The 26967-nt window shown below is 62.1% G+C and carries 32 protein-coding genes, 1 tRNA gene and 1 riboswitch; of the genes, 20 read left to right on the top strand and 13 right to left on the bottom strand.

All coding sequences use genetic code 11. The annotated features are described in order from the left end of the window. The first annotated feature begins 94 nt into the window (after window positions 1-94). Window positions 95-1747, top strand: a complete 1653-nt coding sequence (locus ACWHY3_RS09375) for a nitrite/sulfite reductase (RefSeq protein ID WP_087720348.1) — start codon at window positions 95-97, stop codon at window positions 1745-1747. Then, window positions 1740-2291 carry a DUF934 domain-containing protein gene (locus ACWHY3_RS09380; protein ID WP_087720349.1) on the top strand — a complete coding sequence of 184 codons (552 nt, stop codon included), beginning with the start codon at window positions 1740-1742 and terminating at the stop codon, window positions 2289-2291. The genes ACWHY3_RS09375 and ACWHY3_RS09380 overlap by 8 nt, the downstream gene beginning before the upstream one ends. 90 nt (window positions 2292-2381) lie before the next feature. Here the strand turns inward: ACWHY3_RS09380 and smrA are convergent, their stop codons facing one another. After that, complete coding sequence (gene smrA, locus ACWHY3_RS09385; protein WP_087720350.1) at window positions 2382-2981, bottom strand: DNA endonuclease SmrA; 600 nt, start codon at window positions 2979-2981, stop codon at window positions 2382-2384. Window positions 2982-3156: 175 nt separating this feature from the next. On the opposite strand from smrA, the gene ACWHY3_RS09390 reads away from it, so the two are divergent. From ACWHY3_RS09390 to pdxH, 6 genes are all read left to right on the top strand, one after another. Next, the gene (locus ACWHY3_RS09390) at window positions 3157-3582 is read left to right on the top strand and encodes a gamma-glutamylcyclotransferase family protein (protein ID WP_303853320.1); all 426 of its coding nucleotides are present in this window, start codon (window positions 3157-3159) and stop codon (window positions 3580-3582) included. A 151-nt stretch (window positions 3583-3733) separates the two neighbouring features. Beyond that, window positions 3734-4078 (top strand): arsenate reductase family protein, encoded by a 345-nt coding sequence (locus ACWHY3_RS09395; protein WP_087720352.1) that lies wholly within the window; start codon window positions 3734-3736, stop codon window positions 4076-4078. A 35-nt stretch (window positions 4079-4113) separates the two neighbouring features. After that, entirely contained in the window at window positions 4114-4758 is a 645-nt protein-coding gene (wrbA, locus tag ACWHY3_RS09400) for an NAD(P)H:quinone oxidoreductase (RefSeq protein ID WP_087720353.1), read from the top strand. After that, a complete protein-coding gene (locus tag ACWHY3_RS09405; protein WP_087720354.1) occupies window positions 4755-5141 on the top strand; it encodes a DUF2069 domain-containing protein in 387 nt (128 codons plus the stop codon). Before wrbA ends, ACWHY3_RS09405 begins: the two co-directional genes overlap by 4 nt. After that, window positions 5138-6388: a hypothetical protein gene (locus tag ACWHY3_RS09410; RefSeq protein ID WP_303853311.1), complete on the top strand. Its 1251-nt coding sequence runs from the start codon at window positions 5138-5140 to the stop codon at window positions 6386-6388. Before ACWHY3_RS09405 ends, ACWHY3_RS09410 begins: the two co-directional genes overlap by 4 nt. 119 nt (window positions 6389-6507) lie before the next feature. After that, window positions 6508-7158 (top strand): pyridoxamine 5'-phosphate oxidase, encoded by a 651-nt coding sequence (gene pdxH, locus ACWHY3_RS09415; protein WP_448128154.1) that lies wholly within the window; start codon window positions 6508-6510, stop codon window positions 7156-7158. 118 nt (window positions 7159-7276) lie between these two features. On the opposite strand, the gene ACWHY3_RS09420 is transcribed toward pdxH, so the two are convergent. From ACWHY3_RS09420 to ACWHY3_RS09435, 4 genes are all read right to left on the bottom strand, one after another. Further along, complete coding sequence (locus ACWHY3_RS09420; RefSeq protein WP_448128103.1) at window positions 7277-8161, bottom strand: glycine betaine ABC transporter substrate-binding protein; 885 nt, start codon at window positions 8159-8161, stop codon at window positions 7277-7279. 89 nt (window positions 8162-8250) lie between these two features. Continuing rightward, complete coding sequence (locus ACWHY3_RS09425; RefSeq protein ID WP_303853307.1) at window positions 8251-9093, bottom strand: ABC transporter permease; 843 nt, start codon at window positions 9091-9093, stop codon at window positions 8251-8253. Beyond that, window positions 9093-10295 (bottom strand): quaternary amine ABC transporter ATP-binding protein, encoded by a 1203-nt coding sequence (locus ACWHY3_RS09430; protein WP_087720358.1) that lies wholly within the window; start codon window positions 10293-10295, stop codon window positions 9093-9095. The genes ACWHY3_RS09425 and ACWHY3_RS09430 overlap by 1 nt, the downstream gene beginning before the upstream one ends. Window positions 10296-10498: 203 nt before the next feature. Then, the gene (locus ACWHY3_RS09435) at window positions 10499-13294 is read right to left on the bottom strand and encodes a bifunctional acetate--CoA ligase family protein/GNAT family N-acetyltransferase (RefSeq protein WP_448128104.1); all 2796 of its coding nucleotides are present in this window, start codon (window positions 13292-13294) and stop codon (window positions 10499-10501) included. A gap of 153 nt (window positions 13295-13447) precedes the next feature. Here ACWHY3_RS09435 and ACWHY3_RS09440 point away from each other — a divergent pair, with 153 nt between their 5' ends. From ACWHY3_RS09440 to ACWHY3_RS09460, 5 genes are all read left to right on the top strand, one after another. After that, window positions 13448-14383 (top strand): histone deacetylase family protein, encoded by a 936-nt coding sequence (locus ACWHY3_RS09440; protein ID WP_448128105.1) that lies wholly within the window; start codon window positions 13448-13450, stop codon window positions 14381-14383. A 105-nt stretch (window positions 14384-14488) separates the two neighbouring features. Next, window positions 14489-15121, top strand: a complete 633-nt coding sequence (locus tag ACWHY3_RS09445; RefSeq protein ID WP_087720361.1) for a helix-turn-helix domain-containing protein — start codon at window positions 14489-14491, stop codon at window positions 15119-15121. Between the two features lie 57 nt (window positions 15122-15178). Continuing rightward, window positions 15179-15514, top strand: coding sequence for a DUF1244 domain-containing protein (locus ACWHY3_RS09450; RefSeq protein ID WP_071231211.1), 336 nt, complete (start codon window positions 15179-15181; stop codon window positions 15512-15514). Next, the gene (moaB, locus tag ACWHY3_RS09455) at window positions 15511-16041 is read left to right on the top strand and encodes a molybdenum cofactor biosynthesis protein B (RefSeq protein ID WP_110632683.1); all 531 of its coding nucleotides are present in this window, start codon (window positions 15511-15513) and stop codon (window positions 16039-16041) included. The genes ACWHY3_RS09450 and moaB overlap by 4 nt, the downstream gene beginning before the upstream one ends. After that, window positions 16034-17236 (top strand): molybdopterin molybdotransferase MoeA, encoded by a 1203-nt coding sequence (locus ACWHY3_RS09460; RefSeq protein WP_448128106.1) that lies wholly within the window; start codon window positions 16034-16036, stop codon window positions 17234-17236. Before moaB ends, ACWHY3_RS09460 begins: the two co-directional genes overlap by 8 nt. 21 nt (window positions 17237-17257) lie before the next feature. Here the strand turns inward: ACWHY3_RS09460 and ACWHY3_RS09465 are convergent, their stop codons facing one another. From ACWHY3_RS09465 to ACWHY3_RS09490, 6 genes are all read right to left on the bottom strand, one after another. Then, window positions 17258-17806, bottom strand: coding sequence for an acyl carrier protein phosphodiesterase (locus ACWHY3_RS09465; RefSeq protein ID WP_448128107.1), 549 nt, complete (start codon window positions 17804-17806; stop codon window positions 17258-17260). A gap of 18 nt (window positions 17807-17824) precedes the next feature. Then, window positions 17825-18175 carry a TusE/DsrC/DsvC family sulfur relay protein gene (locus ACWHY3_RS09470; RefSeq protein ID WP_087720365.1) on the bottom strand — a complete coding sequence of 117 codons (351 nt, stop codon included), beginning with the start codon at window positions 18173-18175 and terminating at the stop codon, window positions 17825-17827. Continuing rightward, a complete protein-coding gene (gene tusB, locus ACWHY3_RS09475; protein WP_448128108.1) occupies window positions 18175-18465 on the bottom strand; it encodes a sulfurtransferase complex subunit TusB in 291 nt (96 codons plus the stop codon). The genes ACWHY3_RS09470 and tusB overlap by 1 nt, the downstream gene beginning before the upstream one ends. 38 nt (window positions 18466-18503) lie before the next feature. Continuing rightward, window positions 18504-18890: a sulfurtransferase complex subunit TusC gene (gene tusC / locus ACWHY3_RS09480; RefSeq protein ID WP_448128109.1), complete on the bottom strand. Its 387-nt coding sequence runs from the start codon at window positions 18888-18890 to the stop codon at window positions 18504-18506. Between the two features lie 14 nt (window positions 18891-18904). Further along, entirely contained in the window at window positions 18905-19297 is a 393-nt protein-coding gene (tusD, locus tag ACWHY3_RS09485) for a sulfurtransferase complex subunit TusD (RefSeq protein WP_087720375.1), read from the bottom strand. 112 nt (window positions 19298-19409) lie between these two features. Then, the gene (locus ACWHY3_RS09490) at window positions 19410-20081 is read right to left on the bottom strand and encodes a Bax inhibitor-1/YccA family protein (protein WP_087720367.1); all 672 of its coding nucleotides are present in this window, start codon (window positions 20079-20081) and stop codon (window positions 19410-19412) included. 164 nt (window positions 20082-20245) lie between these two features. Here ACWHY3_RS09490 and ACWHY3_RS09495 point away from each other — a divergent pair. The 5 genes from ACWHY3_RS09495 (at window position 20246) to ACWHY3_RS09515 (ending at window position 22173) form a co-directional block, all read left to right on the top strand. After that, window positions 20246-20336: transfer RNA gene (locus tag ACWHY3_RS09495), tRNA-Ser, on the top strand. A 381-nt stretch (window positions 20337-20717) separates the two neighbouring features. Continuing rightward, the gene (locus ACWHY3_RS09500; RefSeq protein WP_303853292.1) at window positions 20718-20969 is read left to right on the top strand and encodes a hypothetical protein; all 252 of its coding nucleotides are present in this window, start codon (window positions 20718-20720) and stop codon (window positions 20967-20969) included. Window positions 20970-21117: 148 nt separating this feature from the next. Continuing rightward, window positions 21118-21360, top strand: coding sequence for a DUF1654 domain-containing protein (locus ACWHY3_RS09505; protein WP_303853291.1), 243 nt, complete (start codon window positions 21118-21120; stop codon window positions 21358-21360). Between the two features lie 114 nt (window positions 21361-21474). Continuing rightward, entirely contained in the window at window positions 21475-21789 is a 315-nt protein-coding gene (locus ACWHY3_RS09510; RefSeq protein WP_143543303.1) for a hypothetical protein, read from the top strand. A 168-nt stretch (window positions 21790-21957) separates the two neighbouring features. Next, the gene (locus ACWHY3_RS09515) at window positions 21958-22173 is read left to right on the top strand and encodes a hypothetical protein (RefSeq protein ID WP_139284269.1); all 216 of its coding nucleotides are present in this window, start codon (window positions 21958-21960) and stop codon (window positions 22171-22173) included. Between the two features lie 107 nt (window positions 22174-22280). On the opposite strand, the gene ACWHY3_RS09520 is transcribed toward ACWHY3_RS09515, so the two are convergent. Both ACWHY3_RS09520 and ACWHY3_RS09525 read right to left on the bottom strand, forming a co-directional pair. Beyond that, on the bottom strand, window positions 22281-23990 hold the full coding sequence (locus ACWHY3_RS09520; RefSeq protein ID WP_087720370.1) for a potassium/proton antiporter: 1710 nt from the start codon (window positions 23988-23990) through the stop codon (window positions 22281-22283). Window positions 23991-24338: 348 nt separating this feature from the next. Beyond that, entirely contained in the window at window positions 24339-25154 is an 816-nt protein-coding gene (locus tag ACWHY3_RS09525) for a hypothetical protein (RefSeq protein WP_143543273.1), read from the bottom strand. Between the two features lie 120 nt (window positions 25155-25274). Then, window positions 25275-25378, top strand: a riboswitch (TPP riboswitch). A 31-nt stretch (window positions 25379-25409) separates the two neighbouring features. Here ACWHY3_RS09525 and ACWHY3_RS09530 point away from each other — a divergent pair. Both ACWHY3_RS09530 and ACWHY3_RS09535 read left to right on the top strand, forming a co-directional pair. After that, entirely contained in the window at window positions 25410-26153 is a 744-nt protein-coding gene (locus ACWHY3_RS09530) for an ABC transporter ATP-binding protein (protein WP_448128110.1), read from the top strand. Beyond that, window positions 26146-26922 carry an ABC transporter permease gene (locus tag ACWHY3_RS09535; protein WP_087719418.1) on the top strand — a complete coding sequence of 259 codons (777 nt, stop codon included), beginning with the start codon at window positions 26146-26148 and terminating at the stop codon, window positions 26920-26922. Before ACWHY3_RS09530 ends, ACWHY3_RS09535 begins: the two co-directional genes overlap by 8 nt. Window positions 26923-26967 lie beyond the last annotated feature (45 nt).

Here is a 26967-nt window from a genome sequence, read left to right on the forward strand (position 1 = left end):
AGCAAGAAATTATGAGTATTTATTCTTTTGTAGAATAAAGCGCTCGCGGTAAGGTGCACCCATTGGCAATCCATGACTAGCAGGATCAGGCCCGATGTATCGCTACGATTCTTATGACCAGACGCTCGTCGACGAGCGCGTTGCGCAGTTCCGTGACCAGATGGATCGCTACCTTGCCGGCAAGCTCGGTGAGGAAGAGTTTCGTCCGGTCCGGCTGCAGAATGGCCTCTATATTCAGCGCCACGCGCCGATGCTGCGCATCGCCATCCCTTACGGCATGCTGAGCAGCCATCAGCTGCGGGCGCTGGCGACCATTACCCGTCGCTACGATCGCGGCTACGGCCACTTCACCACACGCCAGAACCTGCAGCTCAACTGGCCGGCACAGGAAGACGTACCCGATATCCTGGCGGACCTGGCCAAGGTACAGATGCACGCGATCCAGACCAGCGGCAACTGCATCCGCAATACCACCAGCGACCAGTTCGCCGGGATTGCCAAGGACGAAGTGGTCGATCCGCGCCCCTGGTGCGAACTGATCCGTCAGTGGTCCACGCTGCACCCCGAGTTCGCCTACCTGCCGCGCAAGTTCAAGATTGCCGTCACGGGTGCCACCGAAGATCGCGCCGCGATTCACGTCCACGACATCGGCCTGCGGCTGTTTTTGAACGACGCCGGCGAACTCCGCTTCCGCGTGCTCGCCGGCGGCGGCATGGGCCGCACGCCGATGATCGGCGAAGTGGTCCGTGCCGATCTGCCCTGGCAGCACCTGCTCACCTATCTCGAGGCCATCGTCCGCGTCTACAACCAGTTCGGTCGTCGCGACAACAAGTTCAAGGCCCGAATCAAGATTCTGGTCAAGGCGCTGGGCATCGAGGAGTTCACGCGTCGCGTCGAAGCCGAATGGGCTCACCTCAAGGACGGCAGCCAGACGCTAAACGAAGACGCGGTGAACGAAGCACGCACCCACTTCCCCGAACCCGATCGCCGGCCGGTGGCGGAATCGGCCATTGTCGCTTACGAGAAGCTGCGCCAGGAGAACCGGGCTTTCGCTCGCTTCGTGACCAACAACGTCATGGATCACAAGGTGCCGGGCTACAAGGCAGTGACCTTGTCGCTCAAGCGTCGCGAGCATGCGCCGGGCGACGTCACCGCCGATCAGATGGATGCCGTGGCGGATCTCGCCGAAACCTTCGGCTTCGGTGAGCTGCGCGTCACCCACGAGCAGAACCTGGTGCTCTCCGACGTTCCGGTCGACGAAATCGAAGCCTTGTGGCAGCAGCTCGAGGCGCTGGGCATGGCCAATCCTACCGTGGGCACGCTTAACGACATCATCTGCTGCCCCGGCGGCGACTACTGCTCGCTGGCCAACGCGGTGTCGATCCCCATCGCCCAGGCGATACAGGAGCGCTTCGACGACTTGGATTACCTCTATGATCTGGGACCGATCGATCTCAACATCTCCGGCTGCATGAACGCCTGCGGGCATCACCACGTCGGCAACATCGGCATTCTCGGCGTCGACAAGAAAGGCGAGGAGTACTACCAGATCTCGCTGGGCGGCAACGCCGACGACGACGTGTCGCTGGGCAAGATTCTGGGCCCCTCCTTCTATCGGGAGGACGTCCCGGACGTGATCGACAAGGTGCTGCAGGTCTACGTCGAAAAGCGGCTGGACGAAGAGCGTTTCCTCGATACCTATCGCCGTATCGGCCACCAACCGTTCAAGGAGCGCGTCTATGCCTGACCATACGCCTGAATTATCGCCCGAGCCGGATCTTCAGGCAGCCCCGGCTGCCACTGCCACGAGCGCACTGATCAAGCTGGAAAAGCACGTGACCGATACGTGGGTGCTATCCCGCAGCGACGAGGCGTTACCGGATCAGCGCCCCGCCATCGTGCCGCTGGCGCTCTGGCAATACCATGCCGACCGCGATGATCTGGCCCCGTGGCTGCCGAGCGACACCGAGCTGACGCCAGCGCTGGCGGCCTCGCTGGAAAAGGCGGCATTGGTCGCGGTCGACTTCCCCGCGTTCACCGATGGCCGTGGATATACGCTGGCCAGGCTCCTGCGCGAGCGGTTCGGTTACGCCGGCGAAGTTCGTGCCATCGGCGACGTGCTGATCGACCAGCTCTATTATATGAGTCGCTGTGGCTTCGATGCACTGGCGCTGCGGGAAGACCAGGACATCGAATCCGCCCTGAATGCGCTGAAGGCCTTCAGCGTCAGCTACCAGCCCGCGGTGGATCTGAGCGAGCCACTTTTCGCTCGCCGCCTGCGAGAGCGGTAAGCCGGCAACGGTTTCCGTATCGATCGGCAAAGACCCCAGCTTCGGCTGGGGTCTTTGCGTTGCACTCACTCTTTCGTTCTTGGCGGCGCCTCAGCCCCGCCGCTTTTGCTGACGCTCCCGGTTGCGCGCCCTGGCGCGATCGGACTTGCGCAGCATCACGAAAGTGGCCCCCATCCCGCCTTGCTGAGGCGGCGCCGTACTGAACGCCTGTACCTGCTCGAACTGCCTGAGCCAGTGATTGAGATACGACCGCACGATGTTGGCGTGCCCATCGTCATCACGAGCGCGCCCGTGAACGATGAGAACGCTGCGCAGGTCGTGCTCGTAGGCATCGCGGAGAAAGCCGAATACCGCGCGACGGCACTCGATCACCGGCATGCGCATGATGTGCAGACGCGCCTCGGCATCATAGCCGCCATGACGCAATCGCTCCAGTACGCCAATCTGAATACCGTCACGGCGAAATTCGATGGGATCATGCGCACCAACCAGGTCGACGAACTCATCGGAGAGAAAATCGCGTTCATCTTCGTTGGTCTGCAAGGCACTCTCGCGGCGCGCCAGCTGGGCATCGGAGGGTGACGTCTGGGCCCGAACCATCGCGACCTTATCGCGACCCTTTTTGAGGGGTTGCACATCGTTACCCAAGGCTTCGCGGAATGCCTGGTAGTCGTTGGCAGCGTGACTCATGATGGCGTTCCTCCGTCAGTAACGTGGTTAGCGCTTGGACTTCAAATGCTAGCATGGGGTTCGATGTGATGATCAATGTCATGGCACCCCTCTTGCCGACAGGCAGTATCAGTATCTTGTGGAGATAGATGACAATGGTTCTCGCACCCCGCCATGCCGATAGGAATTTTTCGTGATGCGACGCTTTTGCAAATGGCTTTTCATCTTGCTGATCGTAGGAGTCGCCATCGGTGCCGGAGGCTTCTGGTACACCTTCATGAGCCCGTATGGCTACCACCCTTCGGAAACTGCCGTTATCGACGAGCGGATTCCGGAGCAGGACGTTTTCGTCTATGGCACGCTGCGCTACGACTGGCTGCGCTGGATCATCATGGGCAAGCCAATCGAAACGCGTGAGGCGACATTGTCGGGATATCATCGTCAGGATCTCGACATCCAGCCACAGCCGGGTGCCGAAGTGCATGGTGAGGTTCTGACGATCGACCCTGCCGCCCTGAAAGCGCTGGACCGTTACGAACGGCTGGGCATTCGATACACGCGTGAAAGCGTCAAGCTTGCCGACGGTACTACTGCCTGGGTCTATAAACGATTGCCCGATTGAATAGATAACAAAATAAGATAACGGTATAAAGTTTCGGATGTCCCATTCCAACACTCAATTGAGGCGCCATTGCCACAACCGCTACAATGCGGTTATCGCCCTCAGCATATTTTTGTAAAGACGCTCTGCCATACAAGGTCCTCTCGTCCCGATGTCAACGCTCACGCTGTACCACAATCCTCGCTGCTCCAAGTCACGCGAAGCCTTGGCCCTGCTGGAGTCTCGAGGCATTCAGGTCATCGAACATCGCTACCTGTCCTACCCTCTTTCCCGCGAGCAACTGGAGGGCCTGGCCAGGCGCCTGGGCGACGATGCCGACCGCATACTGCGTCGCGAAGAACCAGAGTGGAAAGCTCTGAGCATCGAAGAACCGACACGAACCCAGATCATCGACGCCATAGCCGAACATCCGCGTCTCATGCAACGACCGATCGCCGATGACGGCGAATACGCGGTCATCGGACGTCCGCCACAGGCTGTTCTTCAACTGATCTAATCATCCTGATTTTCGCTTGCTCTCGAGGAACAGCCATGACCGCACACACGGCCGCTACCGGCCCTACCACGCCTTACGTTCTGGTGCTCTATTACTCGCGACAGGGGGCAACGAAGACACTCGCGGAGCAGCTGGCCAGCGGAGTCGAGAGCGTTTCCGGCATTGAAGCGCGTCTGCGCACCGTCCCGGCGGTCTCGCCCGTCTGCGAGGCGACTGCGCCGGAAATCCCCGACGAGGGTGCCATTTACGTCGACGAAGATGATCTACGCCACTGCTCGGGCCTGGCGCTGGGCAGTCCGACACGGTTCGGCAACATGGCCGCGCCGCTCAAGTATTTTCTCGATACGACCAGCGGACTCTGGATGAACGGGGCTCTGGTCGACCGGCCTGCCACGGCGTTCACCTCGACCGCCAGCCTGCATGGTGGGCAGGAGAGCACCTTGCTGACCATGCTGATCCCGTTGCTCCATCACGGCATGGTGTATGCTGGCGTGCCCTACAGCGAGACAACGTTGTTGAGCACTCGGAGCGGTGGAACGCCTTACGGCACCAGCCATCTGGCCGGGCCGAACGCAGATCGGGAAGTCGACGCCGATGAGCGCAAGCTGGCGGTAGCGCAAGGTCGCCGCCTCGCCCAGCTCTCCCTGGCGCTCAAGGCGATGAGGGATGGCCGCTCATGAATGAAGCTCCCACCTCCCGATCGGAGACCGCGGCTCTCGGCACAGCCCGCCGCGCGGTATGGATCGCGTATGCGGCGTTGCTGGCGCTGCTGGTGATCAGTGGCATCTGGCATTACCTCCAGCAACACGCGCAGATCGCCGCACTGCTGGTGAGAATCCTGCCACTGGTACTGTTTCTGCCGACGTTGCTGATGCAGCGGCGCCGCGGCCACATCTGGTTGACGGCGCTGGGCGTGCTCTACGTCGTGCAAGGCCTGATGATCGTTAGCAAGGGTGGCGGTTCGGTGCTGGTGTTTGCCGAAGTCGTGGCCGCCGGCGCATTGGCGGTCATGGCCTATCGATACGCCCGCTTGCGCGGCAGGCTCGATCGCCGCGCTTCATGAGGCCTTCGAGCGTCCTGATCCTCGCCATGCTGGTACTCAGCGTGGCCTCCAATCTGTTCGGCTGGCCGGTCTGGCCGGCCGCCGTACTGGCCTGGCTGGCGACGCTGCGGCTATTCCGCACGCTGCCGCGAACCTCGCGCCGCCAGGCCGGCACGCTTTTCGCCATTGGCCTGCTGCTGTGGAGCGTGGCTCTGATCCGCGGGACGCGCTACCCCTTGCTGGAAGCGCTCACCATCAATCAATCGCTGCTGATGATGTTTGCCGGCGTCAGCTTTCTCACCATGGCCACGCCAATGGCCACCGGAAACAACCAGCGCCCCGGCAGCATGATCGGTACCATGCTGGGCGCCCACCTGTTCGGGGCGGCCATCAATCTCTCCGTGGTCTTCCTGTTTGGCGAGCGCATGCAGCAGGAGGGAAAACTGACTCGCTCGCAGGCGCTCATCCTCGGGAGAGGTTTCACTGCCGCCGCGGCCTGGTCGCCATTCTTCGTCGCCATGGGCGTGGCGCTGACCTACGCGCCCGGGCTCAACTACTTGAACCTGGTGCCGTGGGGTCTGCTGGCAGCGGCGTTGTTGTTGATCCTCAACTGGGTCGATGTCTGGCGATTGAAGGCCCCCTTCACCGGCTATCCCATCGAGAAGAGCGCGCTGCTGATGCCCTGCCTGCTGGCGCTCGTAGTCATCGTGCTGCACCTGCTTTGGCCGGGGCTCTCGATCCCGCTGATCATCGCCATCGTCGCGCCGCTGTTCTCGTTTCTGTTGATGCCACGAAGTCACCGGCGCGAGCGCATCCGCCATCAGTTCACTCATGGATTGCAGCGGCTGGCTCCCCAGTTCGCACTGTTCCTGGGTGCCGGCGTGATCTCTACCGGGCTGGCGGCGCTGCTGGCCAGTCTGCCCAACGGGCTCGACCTGCCGATCGATCATTTCGGTCACTGGCACGCCTGGTTTGCGCTCGGCATGATCGTGATCATCTCGTTTACCGGTATCCACCCATTGATCGGCATCGCCACCCTGGCGCCATTGATTGCGCCGCTCCAGCCCGATCCCACCCTGCTCGGCATACTGTTTTTAATGTGCTGGGCGTTGGGAACCGGTAGCAGCCCGCTATCCGGCAGCAATCTGGCCATCTGCGTGCGCTATCAGATTGCCGTTCGGGACATGCTGCGCTGGAACCTGCCTTACGCCTTGCTGGGCTGGTGCTGCTGCGGGGCCGTGCTGGCGCTCCACGCACGTCTGGGCTAGCGATTCGCGCTGGGATGCCAAACAGCCCTAGGCTAATGACTAAGGCAAGGAGACATCATCGAACCCGCCGGTCAGGCTACAATGGTCACCAATTCATATAACGTCTGCACGGAGAATCACTGATGAGCGACCTCGCCGACATGCGACGGGACTACGAAGGCGAAGCCTTGGCGCCGGAAAATACACCCGATACGCCACTCCCCTTGTTCGAGGATTGGCTGAAACGAGCGACCGAGAGCGAAGGACTGGATGCCAACGCCATGACACTGGCAACGGTGGACAGCGAAGGGCATCCCCACGCCCGAATCGTGCTGTTGAAGGGGTTCGACGCGCAGGGTTTTCGCTTTTATACCAATTATCAGAGTCAGAAAGGCAACGAGCTCGCCCACGTACCCAATGCGGCTATCGTGTTCTGGTGGCCAGAGCTACAGCGTCAGGTTCGCGTCGAAGGCAGCGTCGAGAAGGTCGACGCCCAGCAGTCGGACGACTACTTTGCCACCCGCCCTCGCAAGAGCCAGCTGGCAGCCTGGGTTTCACAGCAGAGCGTCGAGATCCCCAACCGAGACTGGATGAAGGAACGGCTGACCCGTTTCGAGCAGGTCTACGCCGATCAGGCGGTAGAGCGACCGCCGCACTGGGGCGGCTACCTTCTCGTGCCTCACATGATCGAGTTCTGGCAGGGCCAGCGTAGCCGGCTGCACGACCGCGTACGCTATACGCGCCGGGACAACCAGGCCCAGGAATGGCACCGGACTCGCCTGGCACCCTGATCATTCGCGTGGCGCCATCCCGAAAGTCTCGGTCACCAGGTTCCAACGCAAAACGCCCGGTCATGTCGACCGGGCGTTCCTTTTCCGTCAATCGTGTTTTCCGACGGGGTCGGTACCGTTATTCGGCCGTGCCGTCGGTCCACTCGGCGACGACGTCGGGATGCTCGTCGACCCATTTCTTGGCGTTCTCGTACGGATCCGAACCCTCTTCCTGGTTCATGAGCATGACTTCGCCCATCTGATCCGGCGTCCAGTGGAAATTGTCGAGGATGGCGTAGGCTTCCGGCATCCTCTCCTCGAGCCCATTGTGCACGACCGTATTGATGTGCTCGGCTTCCCCGAACGACTTTTTCGGGTCATCGAGATACTTGAGGTCCCAGCGGGCGAACATCCAGTGCGGCGTCCAGCCAGTCACCACGATGTCTTCCTCGTTCTGGATCGCGCTGGCCAGCGAGGACGTCATGGCAGCACCGCTGCTCGACTGCAGCTGCAGGTTATCGATGCCGTACTCGTCGATGGCATTTTCGGCCTGCGCCATCAAGCCTGCTCCCGGATCGATACCCACGATCTTGTCGTCGAACTCATCGGCGTGGTCGTTGAGCTGTTCGATGGAGTCGATATCGGTATAAGCCGGCACGACCAGGCCTAGCTTGGTCCCCTCCAGGTTCGGCCCGAGATCCTCAACCTCGTCCTGAACCTGCTCGAGGTAGTCGCCGTGTGTCGTCGGCAGCCAGGCAGCAACCATGGCATCGGCATCCCCGGTGCCTACGGCCTGCCACATGACGGCGGCGCCCAGCGAGTTCATTTCGACGTCATACCCCTGCTCTTCGAGCACGGCGCGGATCACGTTGGTGGAAGCGACTTCCGAGGCCCATTCGACGTAGGCCAGCTTGACGGTTCCCTTGCTGTCCTGCGCCTGAGCGACACCGGCGGTCATGCTGATGCCGGCAGCCATCATCAAGGCGCCATAGCGAACGGCTTGTGACATTGCGTTGCGTGTCATCGACTTTCCCCTTCTTATGGTTTACATACCGCAATCCATGCTGCCGACAGAGCCGCCGACAGCATCGGACTTTGCATGGCTTTCCTGCGCTACTTCGTCTTCTTGCCACCGCTGAGAGATTGCGTCAGTCGGTCCAGCAACATCGCCATGATGACCACCGCGATACCAGCCTCGAAGCCCTCACCCGGGCGTAGCCGCTGGATAGCGCGCCAGACTTCGCTACCCAGGCCGTTGGCGCCGATCATCGCCGCGATGACGACCATCGACAGTGCCAGCATAATGGTCTGGTTGACACCACCCATCAGCGTCGGCAACGACAGCGGCAGCTGGACCTTGATCAGTTTCTGACTACGCGTGGAGCCATAGGCGTCGGCTGCTTCGATCAGGTCCTTCGGCACCTGCCGAATCCCCAACGTGGTGAAGCGGATGGCTGGCGGCATCGAGAAGATCACCGTGGCGAAGATGCCAGATACCGAGCCGATACCGAAAAACGGAATTGCCGGAATCAGGTAGACGAATGCCGGCATCGTCTGCATGAAGTCCAGGATCGGCATGATCACCTTGTAGAAGCGATCGGATACCGCAGCCAGAATCCCCAGCGGCAAGGCGATCACGATGGCCACCAGCGTGGCGATGACCACCAGAGTCAGGGTCTGGATCATCGGGTTCCACAGGCCGAGGTTCCAGATCAGGGACAGGCCGATCAGCGCCCCGATCGCCAGGCGCCGCCCTCCGGCTTTCCAGCACAGCAGCGCCACTGCGGCGATCAGCGCCCATTCAGGCAGCCACATCAACCCGTCGTTGAGCAGATTGATACCGGTCTGCGTACCGCGGGAAATCGCCCGGGTAACGCCGGAAAACTCGGTAGTCAGAAAATCCAGTCCGCCCTCGATCCAGTCGCCCAGCGGAATTCTTGGAATATCGAAATCCATCATTCTTCTCCCGTCTGCGCCAGTTGTTCGAGTACGGCACCCTTGACCACCACGCCGAGCAGCCGCTGTTGGTCATCGATGACCGCCACGGGGATGCTCTTTCCCTGGAACATGGGGTACAGCGTTGCCAGCGGCTCGTCCGGTCCAATACGAGGGAAGTCGGTCACTAGCAGTTCCTGGATCGAATCCTTGCCGGCCTTCGCCGCCTCATCGAGGCTATCGGCCTCCAGGATTCCCAGCAGTTTGCGCTCGCGATCGACGACGTAGATCGAATCCAGCGCATTCTCGCTCATCTTGCGCAGTACGGTGCGCGGGCCGTCGTCGTGGCGGGCCGTGGCGCGAACCGGGCGCATGACGCGACGTGCCGTCACCACGCGAGAGCGATCGACACCCTCGGTGAAGCGAGCGACATAGTCGTCGGCAGGACGTGTCAGCACTTCTTCCGGCGTGCCGATCTGCACGATCTCGCCATCACGAAGCAGAATGATGCGATCACCGATATTGAGCGCTTCATCGAGATCGTGGGTGATGAAGATGGTGGTCTTCTTCATCCGATGCTGCAGCTCGATCAGCTCCTGCTGCATGTCGCGTCGGATCAGCGGGTCGAGGGCGGAGAAGGCCTCGTCCATCAACAGCACGCTGGAATCGTTGGCCAGCGCACGAGCCAGGCCGACACGCTGCTGCATCCCGCCGGACAGCTGGTTGGGATAGGCATTCTCCCAACCCTCGAGACCCACCTGTTTGAGGGAATTCCTGGCCTTCTCGGCCCGTTCGGCCTTGTCGATGCCGCGAATCTCGAGCCCATATTCGGCGTTCATTTGCACCGTGCGATGCGGGAACAGGGCGAAATTCTGGAACACCATCGAGAAGTGCCGACGGCGGCAGTGCAGCAGCGCCTTGTCGCTCAGTTGCGGGATGTTCTCCCCGCCAATGATGATGTCACCCTCGGTGGGTTCGATCAGGCGGTTCAGACAACGGATCAAGGTCGACTTTCCTGAGCCGGAAAGGCCCATGATGACGAGAAGCTCGCCTTCCCGAACGTCGAAATTGATATTGGAGAGCCCGAGCGTCTGCCCGGTCTTTTCGAGGATCTGGGCGCGATTGAGACCCTCGTCACGTAGCTTGAGCGCTTTCTTGGTGTCGTCGCCGAACACCTTGCTCAAGTTCCGCACTTGAATCTTGGTTTGCTGTGTGTCGGTCATGTCAGGCCTAGGTTGGCAAAGCAGAAGAAGCTCTTCACGTAGCGGTTAACGCGCGTGTCGAACGGTATCTGTTAGTGTTGTTAGGTTTCGTATCATACGGTTTTATCAATAACCCTTCAAACGACAATATCCTATAATTGAATGGTCGTTCAACTTATTGCCGCTTTCTACCTTCTCCCTCAGCGATCAAATCTTTCGTCTCGTCAGTCCAGTGCCGCCTCCAGACGATGGCGCTGCCAATCGCTCTGCGGTTCATTCAGCCGTAGCGTGGCTTCGAGCACACCCTCTTCGATATTCGTGCGCAGCTCGAACCCCAGGCTTGCCAGCAATTGTCGCATCGGCAGGTTATCGTTCATGACAGTTCCCACCATGGCAAGCGTCCCCACCTGACGGCTGTAATCGATCATCTTGCGCATCAGACGACGTCCGAGACCGATACCGTGGAAATCATCACGGATGATGATCGAGAATTCGGTACGAATGTTGTCGGGATCGTTCCACACCCGCACCACGCCCAGCATCTCTTCGCCGGTTGGCCCACTGTCGCTGGCCTCCGCATCCGCCAGCTCTTCACGCCGACGAACCGCGATGAACGCCATCTGGCGGTCGTAGTTGATCTGGCTCAGCTGGGCGAGATCCCGCGTCGACAGCACCGCCTTGTGGTGGAAGTAGCGGTAACGAATGCTCTGCTCGGACAGGAAGGTATGAAAACGGGTAATCAGCGGCGCGTCCTCACCTCGAATCGGACGAATTTCGACGTCCATTCCCGCCAGCATCACCGTTTCTCTTAGCTGTTCCGGGTACGGCATGATCGCCTGTATCGATGCCGCCCCCAGATCCAGCGCGAAATCGACCGCCAGCAGGCCCTCGTGATTGAGCAACAGCGGATTGATCTCGAGCCCTTTGAGGCGCGGCAGGTCGGAAGCCATCTGAGACAGTTTGACCAGCAGGCGAGAGACCCAGACGATCGCTTCCCGGGGATCGTCGCTGTGTTCGCGAATCAGTCGACCTGCCCGCGTACGGTCGATGAGCTCTTCCGCCAGCCGCATGTTGAGCGGCGGCAGCGCCGTCTGGCGATCCGCCATGACATCGATCTTGTAGCCCCCGGTGCCGAAGACGATGACCGGGCCGAACTCCGCATCTCGCGTGATGCCGGCACACAACTGCAGCGAGCCCTTGCCGCGCTGCATGGTCTGGAGACAGTAGCTGTAGATGGGGCTGTCCGGCAGCGCTTCACTGACACGCGCCTCCAGACGGACGACCGCATCTACCACGCTGCCGGGCTGCTCCAGGTCCTGAATCAGCGAGACAGCCTGCCGACGCGATTCCCCGCCATAGCGAAACGGTTCGCAGTTGTCACGATGGACGACCTTGACCGCCCATGGCCCCTGCAGCCGTTCGGTGGCCCGCTCCGCCTGCTCCAGATCGAACACGTACTCGCTGGGGGCACATTCGATACCGTAGGCCCCCAGCACGTCGCCGGTTTCCTGATGGGTCAGCCGATCCCGCTGGCGTGCCAGGGCATCGTCGATGAGCGCATGACAGCACTGGCGCATCTCGGCACTGGAGCCGAACGGCAGCGATGGCGGGGTCTCCTGCAACAGGTTCTGGACCTGGCGATAGCGCACCAGATGCAGGAAGGCTCTGACGGCCTTCTCCGGCGACACGTAGCTGGGAATGCCGGCGCGGTTGCAGGCCGCACGGGCATCCAGCGCCTCCTTCAGCCCCATCCAGCTCACCAGCAGGCGATGCCGGAAGCGCTGGCGCGCCTCGACCAGCGCATTGGCGGTCGCCAGGGATGGCGCCAGTCGTGTCGGCGCGTGCAAGACCAGCACCGCATCGACATCAGGGTCGCGCGTCACGATCTCCAGCGCACTCAGATAATCTTCCGGCGTGGCGCTGCCGCCCAGATCGACCGGATTGCGCCCCGGTCGGCTGACGTCCAACTTCTGCGCTATCAGCGCCTGGGCGGATGTCTCGCTGAGCTCGGCCAACAGACCGCCGCCATCGATCAATTTGTCGATCGCCAGCAGTGCCGGGCCGACACCATTGGAGACGATCGCCAGGCGGTCGCCCTTCGGCGGCTTGAACCGGGACAGCGTTTCCAGTGCATCGAACAGCTCGTCGGAATCGTCGACGCGCACGACCCCGGCACGGGCCAGCGCGGCATCGACGATGGCGTCACGACGATCGACACCGGCAGTCGACGCAACAGGGCTCAGCGTCGCCTCGGCGGTACGCCCGCTCTTGATCGCCAGCACCAGCCGATTGCGCGACGATTCGCGCAGTGCCGTCATGAAGTGGCGCGCATTGCGGAACGCCTCCAGATGCAGCAGCAACGCTCGGCAGCGCCCGGATTGGTTCAGATAGTCGATGACATCCGGCAACTGGACGTCGAGGCTGTCGCCCAGCGTCACCAGATGAGAAAAACCGACCTCGCGGCCAGCGGCCCAGTCGATCATCGCATTGCCCAGCATGCCCGACTGGCCCAGGTAGGCGACGCTGCCATCGCGAATCGGCTGACTGGCGTAGGTCGCGTTGAGCCGCATGGAAGGAACCGCGACGCCGAGGCATTCCGGCCCCAGCACCCGCATGCCGGACTGCAGCGTCGCCTTTTGCAGCCGCGCCCGCAACGTTCTCTCCCCCCTGGCGCCGCCGAGCGTCTCGATGTCCTCGCTGAGCGACGCTCCGCCCGATACGATCAACGCCGCCCTGACCTGCCTGGCACCCAGCTTTTCCAGCACCTCGGGCACGCCGTGCAAGGGCGAGCAGACGATGGCGAGATCCGGTGTCTCGGGAAGGTCGGCAATACGCCGGAAGCAGGCCACGCCATGAACCTCCTTGTAACCGCGCGGATTGACCGCCCAGATCGGGCCGGGAAACCCTGCCAGAAGCAAGTTTTGAAGAACGACTCCCCCGGTCGACTCGGGCTTGGGGGAAGCTCCGATCACCACCAATGAGCGCGGAGCGAAAAATCGGCGCAGAAACTGCGTGGCCACGGTGGACCTCACGACGTTGGTTATGAGGTTTTCAACCCTACACGGTCAGGCAGCCGAGGTTTACCTCATAGACCAAAGTCGAAGCACAACGGTGTGACGCGGCACACCGCTCTCGCCCAGAATGAAGCGACTTCGAACCGGCTGGCGAGACTCATGATCACTTCGTATCTCACTCATCCCGACATCGTTCTGCATGACATGGGCTCTCACCATCCGGAATCTCCCATGCGCCTCGAGGCCATACGTGCCAGGCTCATGCTGAGCGGCCTGCTGCAGCAGACGATGCAGTCGGAGCCCGGGCCGGCGACGCGCCTCCAGCTCGAGCGAGTGCATGCCCCAGACTACCTCAGCGCACTGGACGCACAGCGACCACAAAGCGGCCTTCAGCAGCTCGATAGCGACACGCGAATGGGACCGTACTCGCTGGAGGCCGCAGCGTTGGGTGCCGGTGCGGCGATCCGGGGTGTCGACCTGGTCTGCGGCAACCGTGCCGACAACGTCTTCTGCGCCATGCGTCCGCCCGGTCACCACGCCGAGCGGGCGCTGGCGATGGGCTTCTGCTTCTATAACAACGTGGCCGTGGCGGCCGCCCACGCCCGCGCCGTTCACGGCATCGAGCGAATCGCGATCCTCGATTTCGATGTTCACCAGGGCAACGGCACGCTGGACATCTTCCACGACGACTCCTCGATACTGGTCTGCAGCAGTTTTCAGGAAGCGTTCTACCCATGGCGCTACCTGACGGGCGAATGGCCCAACATCATCAATACGCCCCTGGCTGCCGGCACGGGCAGCCTCGGCTTCAGGAGAGCCGTAGAAGCCGCTTGGCTGCCTGCCCTGGATCGGCATCGGCCCCAGCTGGTGCTGCTCTCCAGCGGCTTCGATGCCCACCGAGACGACCCGCTGGGTCAACTGGCGCTCGATCACGATGACTTCTACTGGATTACCACACTGGCGATGGATGTCGCGCGGCGGCATGCCGGCGGCAAACTGGTCTCGGTGCTGGAGGGCGGCTATCACCTGAAGACGCTGCCGCTGAGCGTCGAAGCCCATCTGACGGCATTGCTGGGCCATCCCTATTCGGCCTGACTTCGTGCCGAGCGCTTTCGGCGCAGGGCCTGGGCGCCGCGCTGTGATATTCTTGGGCCTTCAATGCTGCACAATGATTTTCCCACGCTCCTGACAGAGAGTTTCATGGCCGCCAGTAACGATCAGGATGCCGCGCTGCGCATCGCCGCCGGTCGCAAAGCCTTCGTCGAACCCCTTCGCCTGGGCGAGCGGCTCAAGGAGATACGGCTTTCGAACCATTGGACGCTGGGCGACGTCAGCGCCCGCACCGGGCTGGCCCGCTCGACGCTGTCCAAGATCGAGAACAACCAGATCTCGCCGACGTTCACCGCCGTTCAGAAACTGATCACCGGTCTGGGCATCGACCTGCCGCAACTGCTCAAGCCCACCAAGCCCAAACGGCAGTCCAGCGGCCGTCGCGACCTCACTTCGCGCGGCGATGGCAAGCAGCACCCGACCCCGACCTACGAGCACGAGCTTCTCTCGTGCCAGCTGGCCCAGAAGCGGATGATCCCGTTCAAGACGATCGTGCGCGCTCGGCACTTCGAGGAGTTTCAGGAGTGGGTTCGCCATGACGGCGAAGAGTTCCTGATGGTTCTCGAGGGCAGAATCCTGATGTATTCGGAATTCTACGAGCCGCTGGCGATGGTCGCCGGTGACTCGCTCTACTTTGACAGCGACATGGGCCACGCCCTGGTCTCCACCAGCGAGGACGACGCCGTGGTGCTTTCGGTCTGCACGCCCGGCGACACGGACTGACGACTCTTCCACCGTTATTAATCCTCGATTTCATCTTCAGCAACGACGGGAGCCCCGATGCATCACCTCGACGACCAGACCCGCACCGAACTCGAAGCCGCCGCCTTTCGCCGTCTGCTTCGTCACCTGGACGACAACAAGGATGTCCAGAACATCGACCTGATGATCCTGGCCGACTTCTGCCGTAACTGCCTGTCCAAATGGCTGGTCAGCGCGGCCGAAGCGCGCGGCACCGAACTGGATTACGAGACGGCGCGAGAATATGTCTACGGCATGCCCTATTCCGAGTGGAAAGCGCACTATCAGGCCCCGGCCAGCGACGAGCAGCTCGCCGCGCTGGAAGCACGCCAGGCTCGCAAGGCCGAGGCCAATGGCGGCAAGGAAAATTCATGAGCGACTCAACCCTGATTCCGCTATCGATCGCGGTCCTGACGATCTCGGACACGCGTGACGAAAGCAGCGATCGCTCCGGGCAAACACTCGTCGATGCCCTCGAGGCGGCCGGCCATCGGCTCGCCGAGAAGCGTATCGTGCCGGACGACGTCTACCGGATTCGTGCCGTGGTCGCCGGATGGATCGCCGATGACGACGTGCAGGTCGTACTGACGACCGGCGGCACGGGATTCACCGGACGCGACTCCACCCCGGAAGCGATCGCCCCGCTGCTCGACAAGCGTATCGAAGGCTTCGGCGAACTGTTTCGTCAGCTCTCGTTCGAGGAGATCGGCAGCTCCACCGTCCAGAGCCGCTGCCTGGGCGGTCTGTCCAATGCCACCGTGATCTTCTGCCTGCCGGGTTCGACCGGCGCCTGCCGCACCGGCTGGGATCGCATTCTCAAGGAGCAGCTGGACAGCCGCCATCGTCCCTGCAATTTCGCCAACCTGGTGATTCCCGAGCGGGGGACGCATAGCCATGGCTGAGCAACCCCAAAGTGGACTCCAGAGTGTCGAGCAGGCACTAGAGGCGCTGCTCGACGGCGTCGGGCGCCTGGAGAGCGAGCGAATTGCCTGCCTCGATGCCGACGATCGCGTGCTCGCCGACGATATGGAAGCCGCCATCGACGTGCCGCCGGCCGACAACAGCGCCATGGACGGCTATGCCCTGTTCAGCGGAGACAGCGGCAAGCGCTTGCCGATCTCCCAGCGTATTCCCGCCGGCCAGCCGCCGCAGCCGCTGACGCCCGGCACCTGTGCTCGAATCTTCACGGGGAGCGAAATACCGCCTGGCGCGGATTGCGTGGCGATTCAGGAAAACGTCGAGCTGGACGGCGACGACGCGATCGTCCCGGTGACCCAGATTGGCCAGAACGTGCGTCGCCGTGGGCTGGACGTGGCCACGGGGCAGCCTCTGCTGGCCGCCGGCACGCGGCTCGGCGCCGCGGCCCTGGGGCTGCTCGCCGGACAGGGTTTCTCGACGGTAAATGTGGTGCGGCAGCCGAAGGTGGCGCTGCTGCTCACCGGCGACGAGATCATCGAGCCCGGCCAGGCGCTGGCGCGCGGACAGATCTACAACAGCAACGGGCCGATGCTGGCGACGTTGATTCGCCGCTTCGGTGGCGATCTCGTCAGCCAGGTCAAGGTGGCCGACGATTTCGATACCACCCTGGCGCGCCTGCGGGAAGCTGCGGCCAAGGCCGATGTCATCGTCACCACGGGCGGCGTCAGTGTCGGCGAGGAGGATCACGTCAAGCCGGCGCTCGAGCAGTTGGGCGAGCTCTCGCTCTGGCGCCTGGCGATGCGGCCGGGCAAGCCGCTGGCGCTGGGAACGATCGGCCGGACCCGACTGGTCGGCCTGCCCGGCAATCCGGTTTCGAGCTATGTCGGTGCCTGGCTCTATCTGCGACCGCTGCTAGGCAAACTGCAGGGCTGCAGCGACAGGCTGTCGCTACCAGTGGTCAGCGCCGAAGCGCAGTTCGAAACCCGGACACAGGGGCGGCGCCATTACATGCGTGCCAGTCTGGCGTTCGAGGGAGAGCGAGTCACTGCCAGCCTCTATCCCGAACAGAGTTCGGCGGTACTGACCTCCTGCGCGGCCACCAATGCCTTCGCCGTGATCCCGGCCGACAGCCATATCCGTCCCGGCGATCGTGTCGACTGTCTCTGGCTTCAATACTGAAGACTGGCGGCAAGCGTCGGTTCAGTCACGGAACCGGCGCTGCATGTCGGGCCATAGCATGACGAAAGCGGCTTCGAGATTGTCGTACTCGTCACGCAGCCAGGGCGTCAGCGCGGCGAGCTGGTTGGGGCCGCGCAAGCGCTGGCCGATGCCGGCGATGGCGCGACAGGTGAAATCGAAATCGGCATAACGTCGCAGCCAGTCGCCGTCGATCAGCGTCGGCACCATCCTCTCCAGGCGCGCCGGCGCCTGCCGCTCGCCAAGGACCCGGTAACAGCGTTCCACCAGTGCCGCATCCGGATGACGGCTGGCGAGAAAATGATCCCACACCACATCCAGCGCGATACCGGCGAAACGCCGCTGGGCTTTCGGCGCCATCTGCAGCAGGCGCAACACTTCCGCGTGCCGATCGATGGCGGCATCGACCTGACGGTGATGACGAATGCCAGACGCGACCGCTGCCGGCCACGGTTGGAGATCCGCCCCCTTGACCCCGTCGGCGATCAGGTTGCCGTAAAGGAATTCATCGCTGCCGTGGCGCGAAAGCCAGGCGTGAGCGAGAAAGTTCATGAAGTCTGGTAACCGGCGCTAGAGACAGTTGGTCGGCTTGGGCAGGCCGGCCAGCCTGGCGCCGACCTTGGCCGGGCTTTCGGGGAACAGTTGCATCAAGTAGATCGAGCTGCCCTTCTCCTCGCCCAGCGACTGCTTCACTGCCTTGACCAAGGGGCGCATGGCCGGTGCGGCCTCGAAGCGCTGGTAGAAGTCTCGCAGTACCGCGATCACTTCCCAATGGGCCGGCGTCAGCTCACGACCGTCATCCGCCGCCAGCGCTTCGGCGACGCTTTCCGACCAGTCGTCGAGCGAGACCAGGTACCCCTCCGGGTCCAGCGCGATGGGCTGCCCTTCCACCAACAGTGTTCTTGCAGTTGTCGTTGCCATTAGAACCAGCTCACACAGCGTTGATGGCTTTCCGTCAGCGACAGAAAGCCGTTCATGTCGACGACCGCGATGGCCGGGCTGACCCGCTCGGCCAGCCCCCGGGATGCCAGATCCTCCGCCAGCACCGACACGCGCCCCTCGAAGGGTTCGAGCGCGGCACTGGCCGACGATAGCGCCGCGTAACAGGCGTCTTCGATCAATAATAGATGATCGTCAGCCCCGAAGGCTTCGCCCAGTTCTCGATAGACGGATAGCGACTGCGGGGATCGATTGAGCAGATGCAACAGCATTGGCGTCGTTCCAGGCCTGGAAGATCGAAATGAAGATCCTAGAAGATCAAAGCATGAGGGTGGCGCGCGAAGAGCTCGGCCACCGCCTCGGCATTCAGGGGCACCACCGGCAGCATCAGGTCGTCGGCCGAAAGCTCCCGCTCGGCGAGCGCCGTCTCGCTGACCCAAAGCATGTCGATGTCATACATCTCCAGCATCGCCATCTGCGGGTGGGTGCCCTTTTGCCCCAAGGCACCCGCCTGCTGATCTTTCAGCAGCGCGTAGACACCGTCGCCCTGGAACAGCAACCCGACCCGCTGGCCGAAGGCGGCCGCCACCAGCGCGACGTCGAGCCCCTCGCGAAGCCATTGCGAGCCGTGTGGCGGATGGCGCAGCACGATCAGCAGGTCCTGCGGCACGGTTTCTACATCAGAAACGGTTTCCATATCAGAAAAAGTCGTCATGGCGCAAAGGTGATCAGTCGATCATTGGCTAGCATGGCATCGACCAGTTGGCCGACGCCGGTCAATTCGAACGGTGGCTCGACGCTATGCGCAGCCAAGCCGTGACGGCTGGCTTCGCTGGTATCCAGCACGCCCCGACGCAACCCCGCCGCCACGCACACCAGAAGTTCGGCGCCATGTACTTCGTGGAGGCGCTTCCAGCCATCGGCCAGGTGTACTTCGTCCTGCGGCGGTGACATCAGCGCCGAGGCGTTGTGGACCCCGTCATGATAGAAGAAGACCGTCTTCAGACGGTGCCCCCTCGCCACGACGGTTTCCGCGAAACGAAGCGCCGAGAGCGCGGATTGATGGCTGTAAGGCGCGGCATGCACCAACAGAGCGTAGGTCAGCATCGGCAATCGGTCGCTCCGTTTCGTGAATCCCAAAACGCCATGGTACCAAACGACAAGGCCCCACCGTAGTGGGGCCTCGATGCCGTCGATGGAACCATCGAGCTGGATGCTAGTCGTCGGACATTACGCCCAGGATCGACAGCAGGCTCACGAACAGGTTGTAGATCGACACATACAGCGTGATGGTCGCGAGAATGTAGTTCGTCTCACCCGCGCGATTCACGATCTCGCTGGTCTGGTACAGGATCGCCGCCGAGGAGAACAGCACGAAACCGGCAGAAACCGCCAGCGCCAGCCCCGGGATGTTGAAGATCAGCGCCGCCACCATGGCCAGTACCAGCACGATGGCACCCGCCATCATGAAGTTACCCAGGAAGCTGAAGTCTTTGCGCGTGATCAGCGCAACGGCGGAAAGCCCCAGGAACGTGGCCGCCGTCATGCCCATCGCCGTCATGACCAGCTGTGCGCCGTTGGGAATCGACAGGTAGAGGTCGATGATCGGCCCCAGCGTGAAGCCCATGAAACCGGTGAAGGCAAACGTTGCCGCAATGCCCGCGCCGGAGTTGGCCGTCTTGTGCACCAGGAACATCAGACCGTATGCGCCGATGAAAAATACGAAGATGTTGAGTTGCGTAACGCCCATGGCCACGGCAGCGCCAGCGGTCACGGCGGAGAACAGCAGTGTCATGGCCAGCAACATGTAGGTGTTGCGCAACACCTTGTTGGTGCTGACCGCGCTCGATCGACGATCGGCGACGTCGTGCGATGTTCGATAATCCATTGTAGTCCCCTCAGTTCTATTGAAACTCACCCATAGACCAGAATGCCCTTGCAAAGTTCCCCTGACAAGCGCTACGGAAGCCCCCGGGAAAGAAATAACTTATTGAAAGCTAAAGAACCCATTGACGTTCTCGACCGAGCTGGTACTATGCCTCGCCGTAAGACGGAGGGATGGCAGAGCGGTTGAATGCACCGGTCTTGAAAACCGGCGTAGGTTAATAGCCTACCCAGGGTTCGAATCCCTGTCCCTCCGCCATTTTTTTTCGAGAAAGGTCAGCTACTTAGCTGGCCTTTTTTCGTTTCTGGATTGTTCAATCCATTTCTCTTCTGCTACTGGCACACACACGACAATGTGTCCTTTTCCATCTTTATGTTAGTGAAGACATCTAGGCAGGCCAGGCTCTCATTCAACATCGCTCTGTAGATCGACATCCATCAGGCTTCACTAATCGCCCAGCCAAAACGCCGCCCACGCTAGAGAGCGACCGCCAAAACTGTCATAGTGGATACCATTCATCAGAAGACAGGTATCGTTTTGAATTCCATGAAAAATATTCTCGTTGCCGGGGCGCTGGGCGCCATCATCGGGTCAGCCCCGGCGTCTGCGGCTGACTTCGAATGCTCGGCGGATAGCTTGATGAAACATGTCGGCGAGCAGACGCAGCAGATCGAGGCGTACATCGCCAGCAGTGACGATCCCCAGCAGACCCAGCAGGAACTGGCGAGCATGGCGAGAGGCTTGCGCGAGAATGGTCGGGTTTCCAACCATGACGAGGAGATGAAGAAGCTGGCGAGCGGTGCCGATTTCCAGCCCTCTCAGTCGTTCTGTGACGATATGCAGACCACCATGTCCGCCATCCAGTCGTACATGGAGAGCCACCCGCACTGAGTTCGCTTTCAGCACCGGAGACCGTGCGGGCTTGGTTCGATATGGCGGTGCAAGGCGTCTACCCGCTCGGTTCGGTTGAGCGTTCCGTTTGTGTTCGCCTCTCTCCTGACCGATACTGTATGCATGAACAGTCATCTCGGAGCGTTCGATGGTCATCCTCTTCCCAACGCCTGAAGCCAGACTCGTACGCCGGGCGGAAAAGCTCATCTCTGTGGCACACGCCGATCGTCGTCATCAGGTGACGATCAGCCGAGGGGACGGAGAGCCCGTCGATGCCTGGGAACGGTTTGTCGAGCAGTTCGAAGACAGTGATAGCATCCGTGTCATTCACATCACCCGCCATGACGTATTGCTCAACTGGTGCTCGCCCACCTCGGGCCTCGCTTCGTGATTCAGATCGCCGAAGGTGTCTGCGCGGGATCGAAGCAGAGATATCCTTCATTCGTTTTTTTGATTGATGATGCGGATAGGGGGGCGGACGGTGCTACCCTGCGACTAGTCTCTAATGATGTTGCCAATGCACCGCGCGTTAATCTTTTTTGTCGTTTTTCTTCTATTGGCAGGCTGCGTGTCGGCGACGCCGCGGCTGACAGCCACGAATTTCCTGCGGGACAGCAATACCTGCGAGCGTCAGACGCACCAGATCGCTGGCGAACGTGAATATCAGCTATGCATGGCGCGCCTGGGTTGGCCGGACCCCCAGAGGCAAATGGCACTGGAACTGGCTGACGATAGCCGCAACGATCAAGGTAGTGGCTTCATCGACGAAGCGATCAATGGCCTTCAGTTCGGTTTGCAGTGGGATCTGGATCCGGATTGAACTTCGCGGCCCTCGTGGACTCACAAGCACTCGCCCAAGCCGCCGCGCTCCACTTCGCTCGAGGCGCCTCCCATAGCATGAAGCGCCTCACCCGGCCGATGGATTCGCTGTACAACGCCGGCGTCTCAACTAACCTGAAAATCGATGTCTTTCCTGGAGGATTCCATCATGGCAGAACCGTTCGTCGAGATCAGAAAGACACATCTACCCGGCAACCCCCAACAGGTCAGCTATGAGGTCTACGATGGCGACACGGGTGGCAGCCTGGGGCATTTTCCGGAAGCCGCCCAGGCACAGAAGCGAGCCGACAGCATGAACAGCATGACGTCTCGGGAGACTGGCAAGCGGCTGGACCACCCCACCGACGATGCAGACGTCGAGTAATACGCTTTTTCGACTACACAACTACACAGACACCAGACGCCGCTACGGGGCCATTAATGCAGCCCCCGTAGCCTTGTTTCAGAAGCGAAGCCCAGCCGCTTCGACGATCAATGATAGAGACGTAGACCCACTCGCGTGACGCGATTCCCTTCCATCTCGCTGACGACCCAGTGGAACCCATGCCAGTCGACGTCGTCCCCGACCACGGGATGACCGCCGACGCGCAGCGCCACGAACTCCCCTAGCGTCATCTCCTGCTCTCCGGGACTCAGCGTCAAACCGTAGGCGTTGGCCACCTCCTGCATCAGGGCCTCGCCATCCAGCGTGAAGGTACCGAAGAACGCACGCTCCCGCTTGAGCTTGGCCTCGCCGTTGAACAGCCGGTTGAGCGATGGCAGATCGCCGGTCCGCCCGATCAGACAAATCACGTCACTCAGCCGCAAGCGCGTGCTCCCCTTGGGGTGCAGCATGGCGTGCTGGCGAAAGATCGCCGAGATCAGCGTGCCGGATGGCAGGCGAAGCAGGCGAATCGGTACGTCATCGAGAGATTCGTTCTCGACCTTGTAGACGAACATCTCGTAGTCGTTTTCCGGCAGCACGCCCAGCTGCCCGCGCCGATCGGGCGTCGTGGTTTCCGGCAGCACCACCCGCATCCAGCGGGCAACCCGCGCCAGTGTCGAACCCTGCAGCAGCAGCGAGATCAGCACGACGAAGAACGCCACGTTGAAGTAGAGCGTGGCGTTCTCGACACCGCTGATGACCGGGAAGATCGCCAGCACGATGGGAACGGCCCCGCGCAGCCCGACCCAGGAAATGAAACCGATCTCGCGCCATCGGAAATTGAAAAACGGCACCAGTGAAGCCATTACCGCAACGGGACGCGCCAGCACGATCAACGCCACGGCCAGGATGGCGCTCGGTATCGCGTAATCGATCATCTCCGACGGCGTGACCAGCAGACCCAGCACCAGAAACAGCCCGATCTGGCTCAGCCAGGCCAGCCCGTCGTGGACGGGAAGAATGTGCGTGAGATGGCGACCGGGCTGGTTGCCGATCATCAGACCGGTGAGATAGATGGCCAGGAAGCCGCTGCCGCCAGCAGCGCTGGTGGCGCCGAAAATGCAGAACCCCAGCGCGAGCGCCAACAGCGAATAGAGACCGGGCGCCAGATCCAGGTAACGCAGCAGCTTGGCCGATACCCAGCCGCCGCCCAGTCCAACGGCCAATCCCAACCCGAACTGCAGGAAGAAGCGCATCAGGGTTTCCCATACGCCGCCGACCTCACCCGTCAGCAGCTCGGCAAGGGTGATGGTGAGGAAGATCGCCATCGGGTCGTTGGTACCGGATTCGATCTCGAGCGTTGCCCCCACGCGCTCATTGAGATTGACGCCCTGCCCCTTGAGCATGGAGAAGACCGCTGCGGCGTCCGTCGAGCCGACGATCGCCCCCACCAGCAAGCCTTCGGTAAGCGTCAGATCCATTAGCCACATGGCCAGCAGGCCCAGAATACCGCTGGTCAGGAAGACCCCGATGGTGGCCAGCGACAGTGCCGGCCTGAGCCCCACGCGGAAGGTCCGGAAGCGCGTGCGAAGGCCGCCGTCGAGCAGAATCATCGCCAGCGCCAGGTGGCCGATCAGAAACGCCTGAGAGTAATCATCGAACTGCAGGCCGAGTACACCTTCCTCCCCGGCGAGCATACCCAGGCCCAGAAAGAGAACGAGCAGCGGTACGCCGATCCGGGACGACACCCGGCTGGCCAGAATACTGAGGGCTATCAGTGCCCCACACACAAGAAACAGGCTATTGATCGAGTCCAATTCTCAGCCATCGGTTATGAGTTGGGATGATCCAGGGTCTGTTGCCGTTTCGGCGCGAACCGCGTTGCTGCGCCAAATGGTGTCAGGCCAGGCGCGGGATGCCGATAAGGGTGGTTCCCTTTTCCAATCCCGCAACGCCGCATGGCGCCATTTGCCGCGCAACCCGAAGGGCCGGGCCGGTTTTTGCACGGTGCTGCATTTTTCGTCATTCATTTGGAACGACCAAATCACATTCCTCACGCCTTGCCCCGCACAAAAACTGGTTCCGGCGCGGCCGTGCATGAAACGGCAACAGACCCTAGTATGCCATGCAGGCGAAGTCTTGCGGGGTCGAAAATTGCTGCAAATTTAATCTTCTAGCCAGTGTGGATGGGCGATCACCCGCTCCCCGGCACCTTCTCCATGCAGCGCCAGCAGCACCGCCAGCGCACGCATTCCGGGGCGATAGTCGGTGAGATCCGGTATCGGATGACGGCGACCATAAGCGGCGATGAAGGCATCGCGGTGGCCGGCGTTTTCCAGCAGCAGTTCTAGCAGGCAGAGATCCAGCTCCAGCGGCGCCCACACCAGCGCTTCCCAGTCGCTCCATAGCCAGTCCGTCGCGCCTTCGAGAAATTGATCGCTGCGCAGATCCGGCAGGCACCAGACGCTCTTCGCGGGCTGCGGCCAGCTCGGCATGTGGCCTATCCAGTCGCGCCGGGGGTGATTCTCCACGAAAGCGCGAGCACGCTCCGGCCAACTCGACAGCGGCGAGATGTCACCAACTGGGTGACCAAACCCCGGCTGTGCCTCCTGGTGCAGTAGCGCCAGTTGATCGCCGAGTCGCGCGGCCAACGTCTCGCTCATTACAGGCGGGGCGGCATGACGCCATGGCAGGCTCCAGAGCGGCGCCTGCTGCAGCCGGTCGAGGAACGTCATCGGCAGCGGCGCCATCGGCAAATGGGGTGGCAGCCACCCCGGCACGCGGGTCAGGGCCTCGGGAACTTGCCAACGGTCGAACCCGAACAGCTGCTGGATACCCCACCAGAAACCGTCGTTTGCGGGCGATCTCCTCGCCAACTTCAGCAACTGCGGGGAAAGCTCTTCGCTACGCCACAGCCAGTTGGCGCTGTCCGGCCAGCGTAGCGCCAACGGCGTCAGCGACTTGCCCGTCAACGCTGTCATGCGCCGGGTGAGTTCGTCATCCGCGCGGATCGCAAGGTCTCGCATCGTCAATGCACTTCGTCCTTGTGTCGGTCCGATCATCGCCGGTGGGCAGGCGGTGATGGTCGGCGTACAATCGCAGGCACTGGATAGGGGTGCCCATGCGACGGGCTGAGAGTGCGGTATGCACAACCCTTGAACCTGAACCGGCTAATACCGGCGGAGGAAATGCCAGCAGTTCTCGCATGACTTCGCCCGGCCCCGATGGGAGTTGTCATGCCACCACCCGGACTCATCGTCCGCCAGGCTTCGCTGACCTTCGGCGATCGCCCGTTGTTCCACGGGCTTCAGGCCCGGTTCGATGCGGGCAGCTGGACCTGCCTGCTCGGTCGCAGCGGCAGCGGCAAGAGTTCCTTGCTGCGCATGATCGCCAGCCTGAGACTGCCTGACAACCATCATCTCGATCTCGCTACCAGCGACGGCGCGCCGTTGGCGGGCCGTCTCGCCTGGATGGCGCAGCAGGACCTTCTCGTTCCCTGGCAGCGCGTGGTGGATAACGTGATGCTGGGTGCGCATTGGCGAGGGCGACCCAAGCCCGAGGATCGCCAGCATGCCGAGCGCCTGCTGGACCAGGTCGGTCTTACCGACAAGGCCGGCCAGTGGCCGGACGAACTCTCCGGCGGGCAACGCCAACGCGTCGCCCTTGCCCGTACACTGTTCGAGGATGCCAGTGTCGTCCTGATGGACGAGCCCTTCTCCGCGGTCGACGCCATTACCCGGCTGGAACTGCATGACCTTGCCAGCCGGCTCCTGGCCGACCGCACGGTGATCATGGTGACGCACGACCCCCTCGAGGCGCTGCGTCTGGCCGATCGAATCCTGATCCTGCAGGGCGAGCCCGCCCGCCTGGTATCAATACCCGTGCCCGAAGGTGCTCGCCCGCGCCCGCTCGACAATGTCGACCTGCAGCGTCGTCAGGCCGAGCTCGTCACTCGGCTGCAGGAGTCGGCACATGCTTGAGAAGATTGCACCGGGCCGACTCGTTCGCCCCGTGGGGGCGCTCGTCGTCCTTGTTGCCATCTGGCAGTTGGTACTGATGCTGACCGGCGTGCCACGCTACATCCTGCCCTCGCCGACGGCCGTCGGTAGCGCGCTGATCGAACAGCGCGCGTTGCTTGCTCATCATGCCGGCATCACCGCCATCGAGATAGTGGCCGGGCTGATCGGCGGCATCCTGCTGGGGCTGGCAACGGCGCTGGCGCTGGCTCGCTTCCGCGCCCTGCGCCGCACGCTACTGCCCCTATTGCTGATCAGTCAGGCCATCCCGCTGTTCGCGCTGGCGCCAATCCTGATGCTGTGGCTCGGTTACGGCCTGGGCCCGAAGATTCTGATGGCCATGGTCATCATCTACTTTCCGGTCGCGTCGACCGGCTACGACGGGCTGCGGCAGACACCACAAGGCTGGCTCGATCTGGCCCGCACCTTCGGGCTGAGCCGGCGCCAGCAGCTGCTGAAGGTGCAACTGCCGGCCGCCCTGCCGTCGCTCGCTTCCGGGCTGCGGATGGCAGCCAGCGCGGCGCCGATCGGCGCGGTGATCGGTGAGTGGGTCGGCTCCAGCCAGGGGCTGGGCTACTTGATGCTCAATGCCAATGCACGGTTGCAGATCGACCTGATGTTTGCCGCTCTGGTCGTGCTCGTGGCGTTTGCCGTCCTGCTCTACTTCGGCGTCGATGCGGCATTGAGGCTGTCGATGCCCTGGCACCGGGATCGCGTGGAATCCGGGCCTTGAAACGAGATCACACCGGGTCTTTCCAGCGAATCGTATCAACCATGC

The sequence above is a fragment of the Salinicola sp. NYA28a genome (assembly GCF_976982775.1).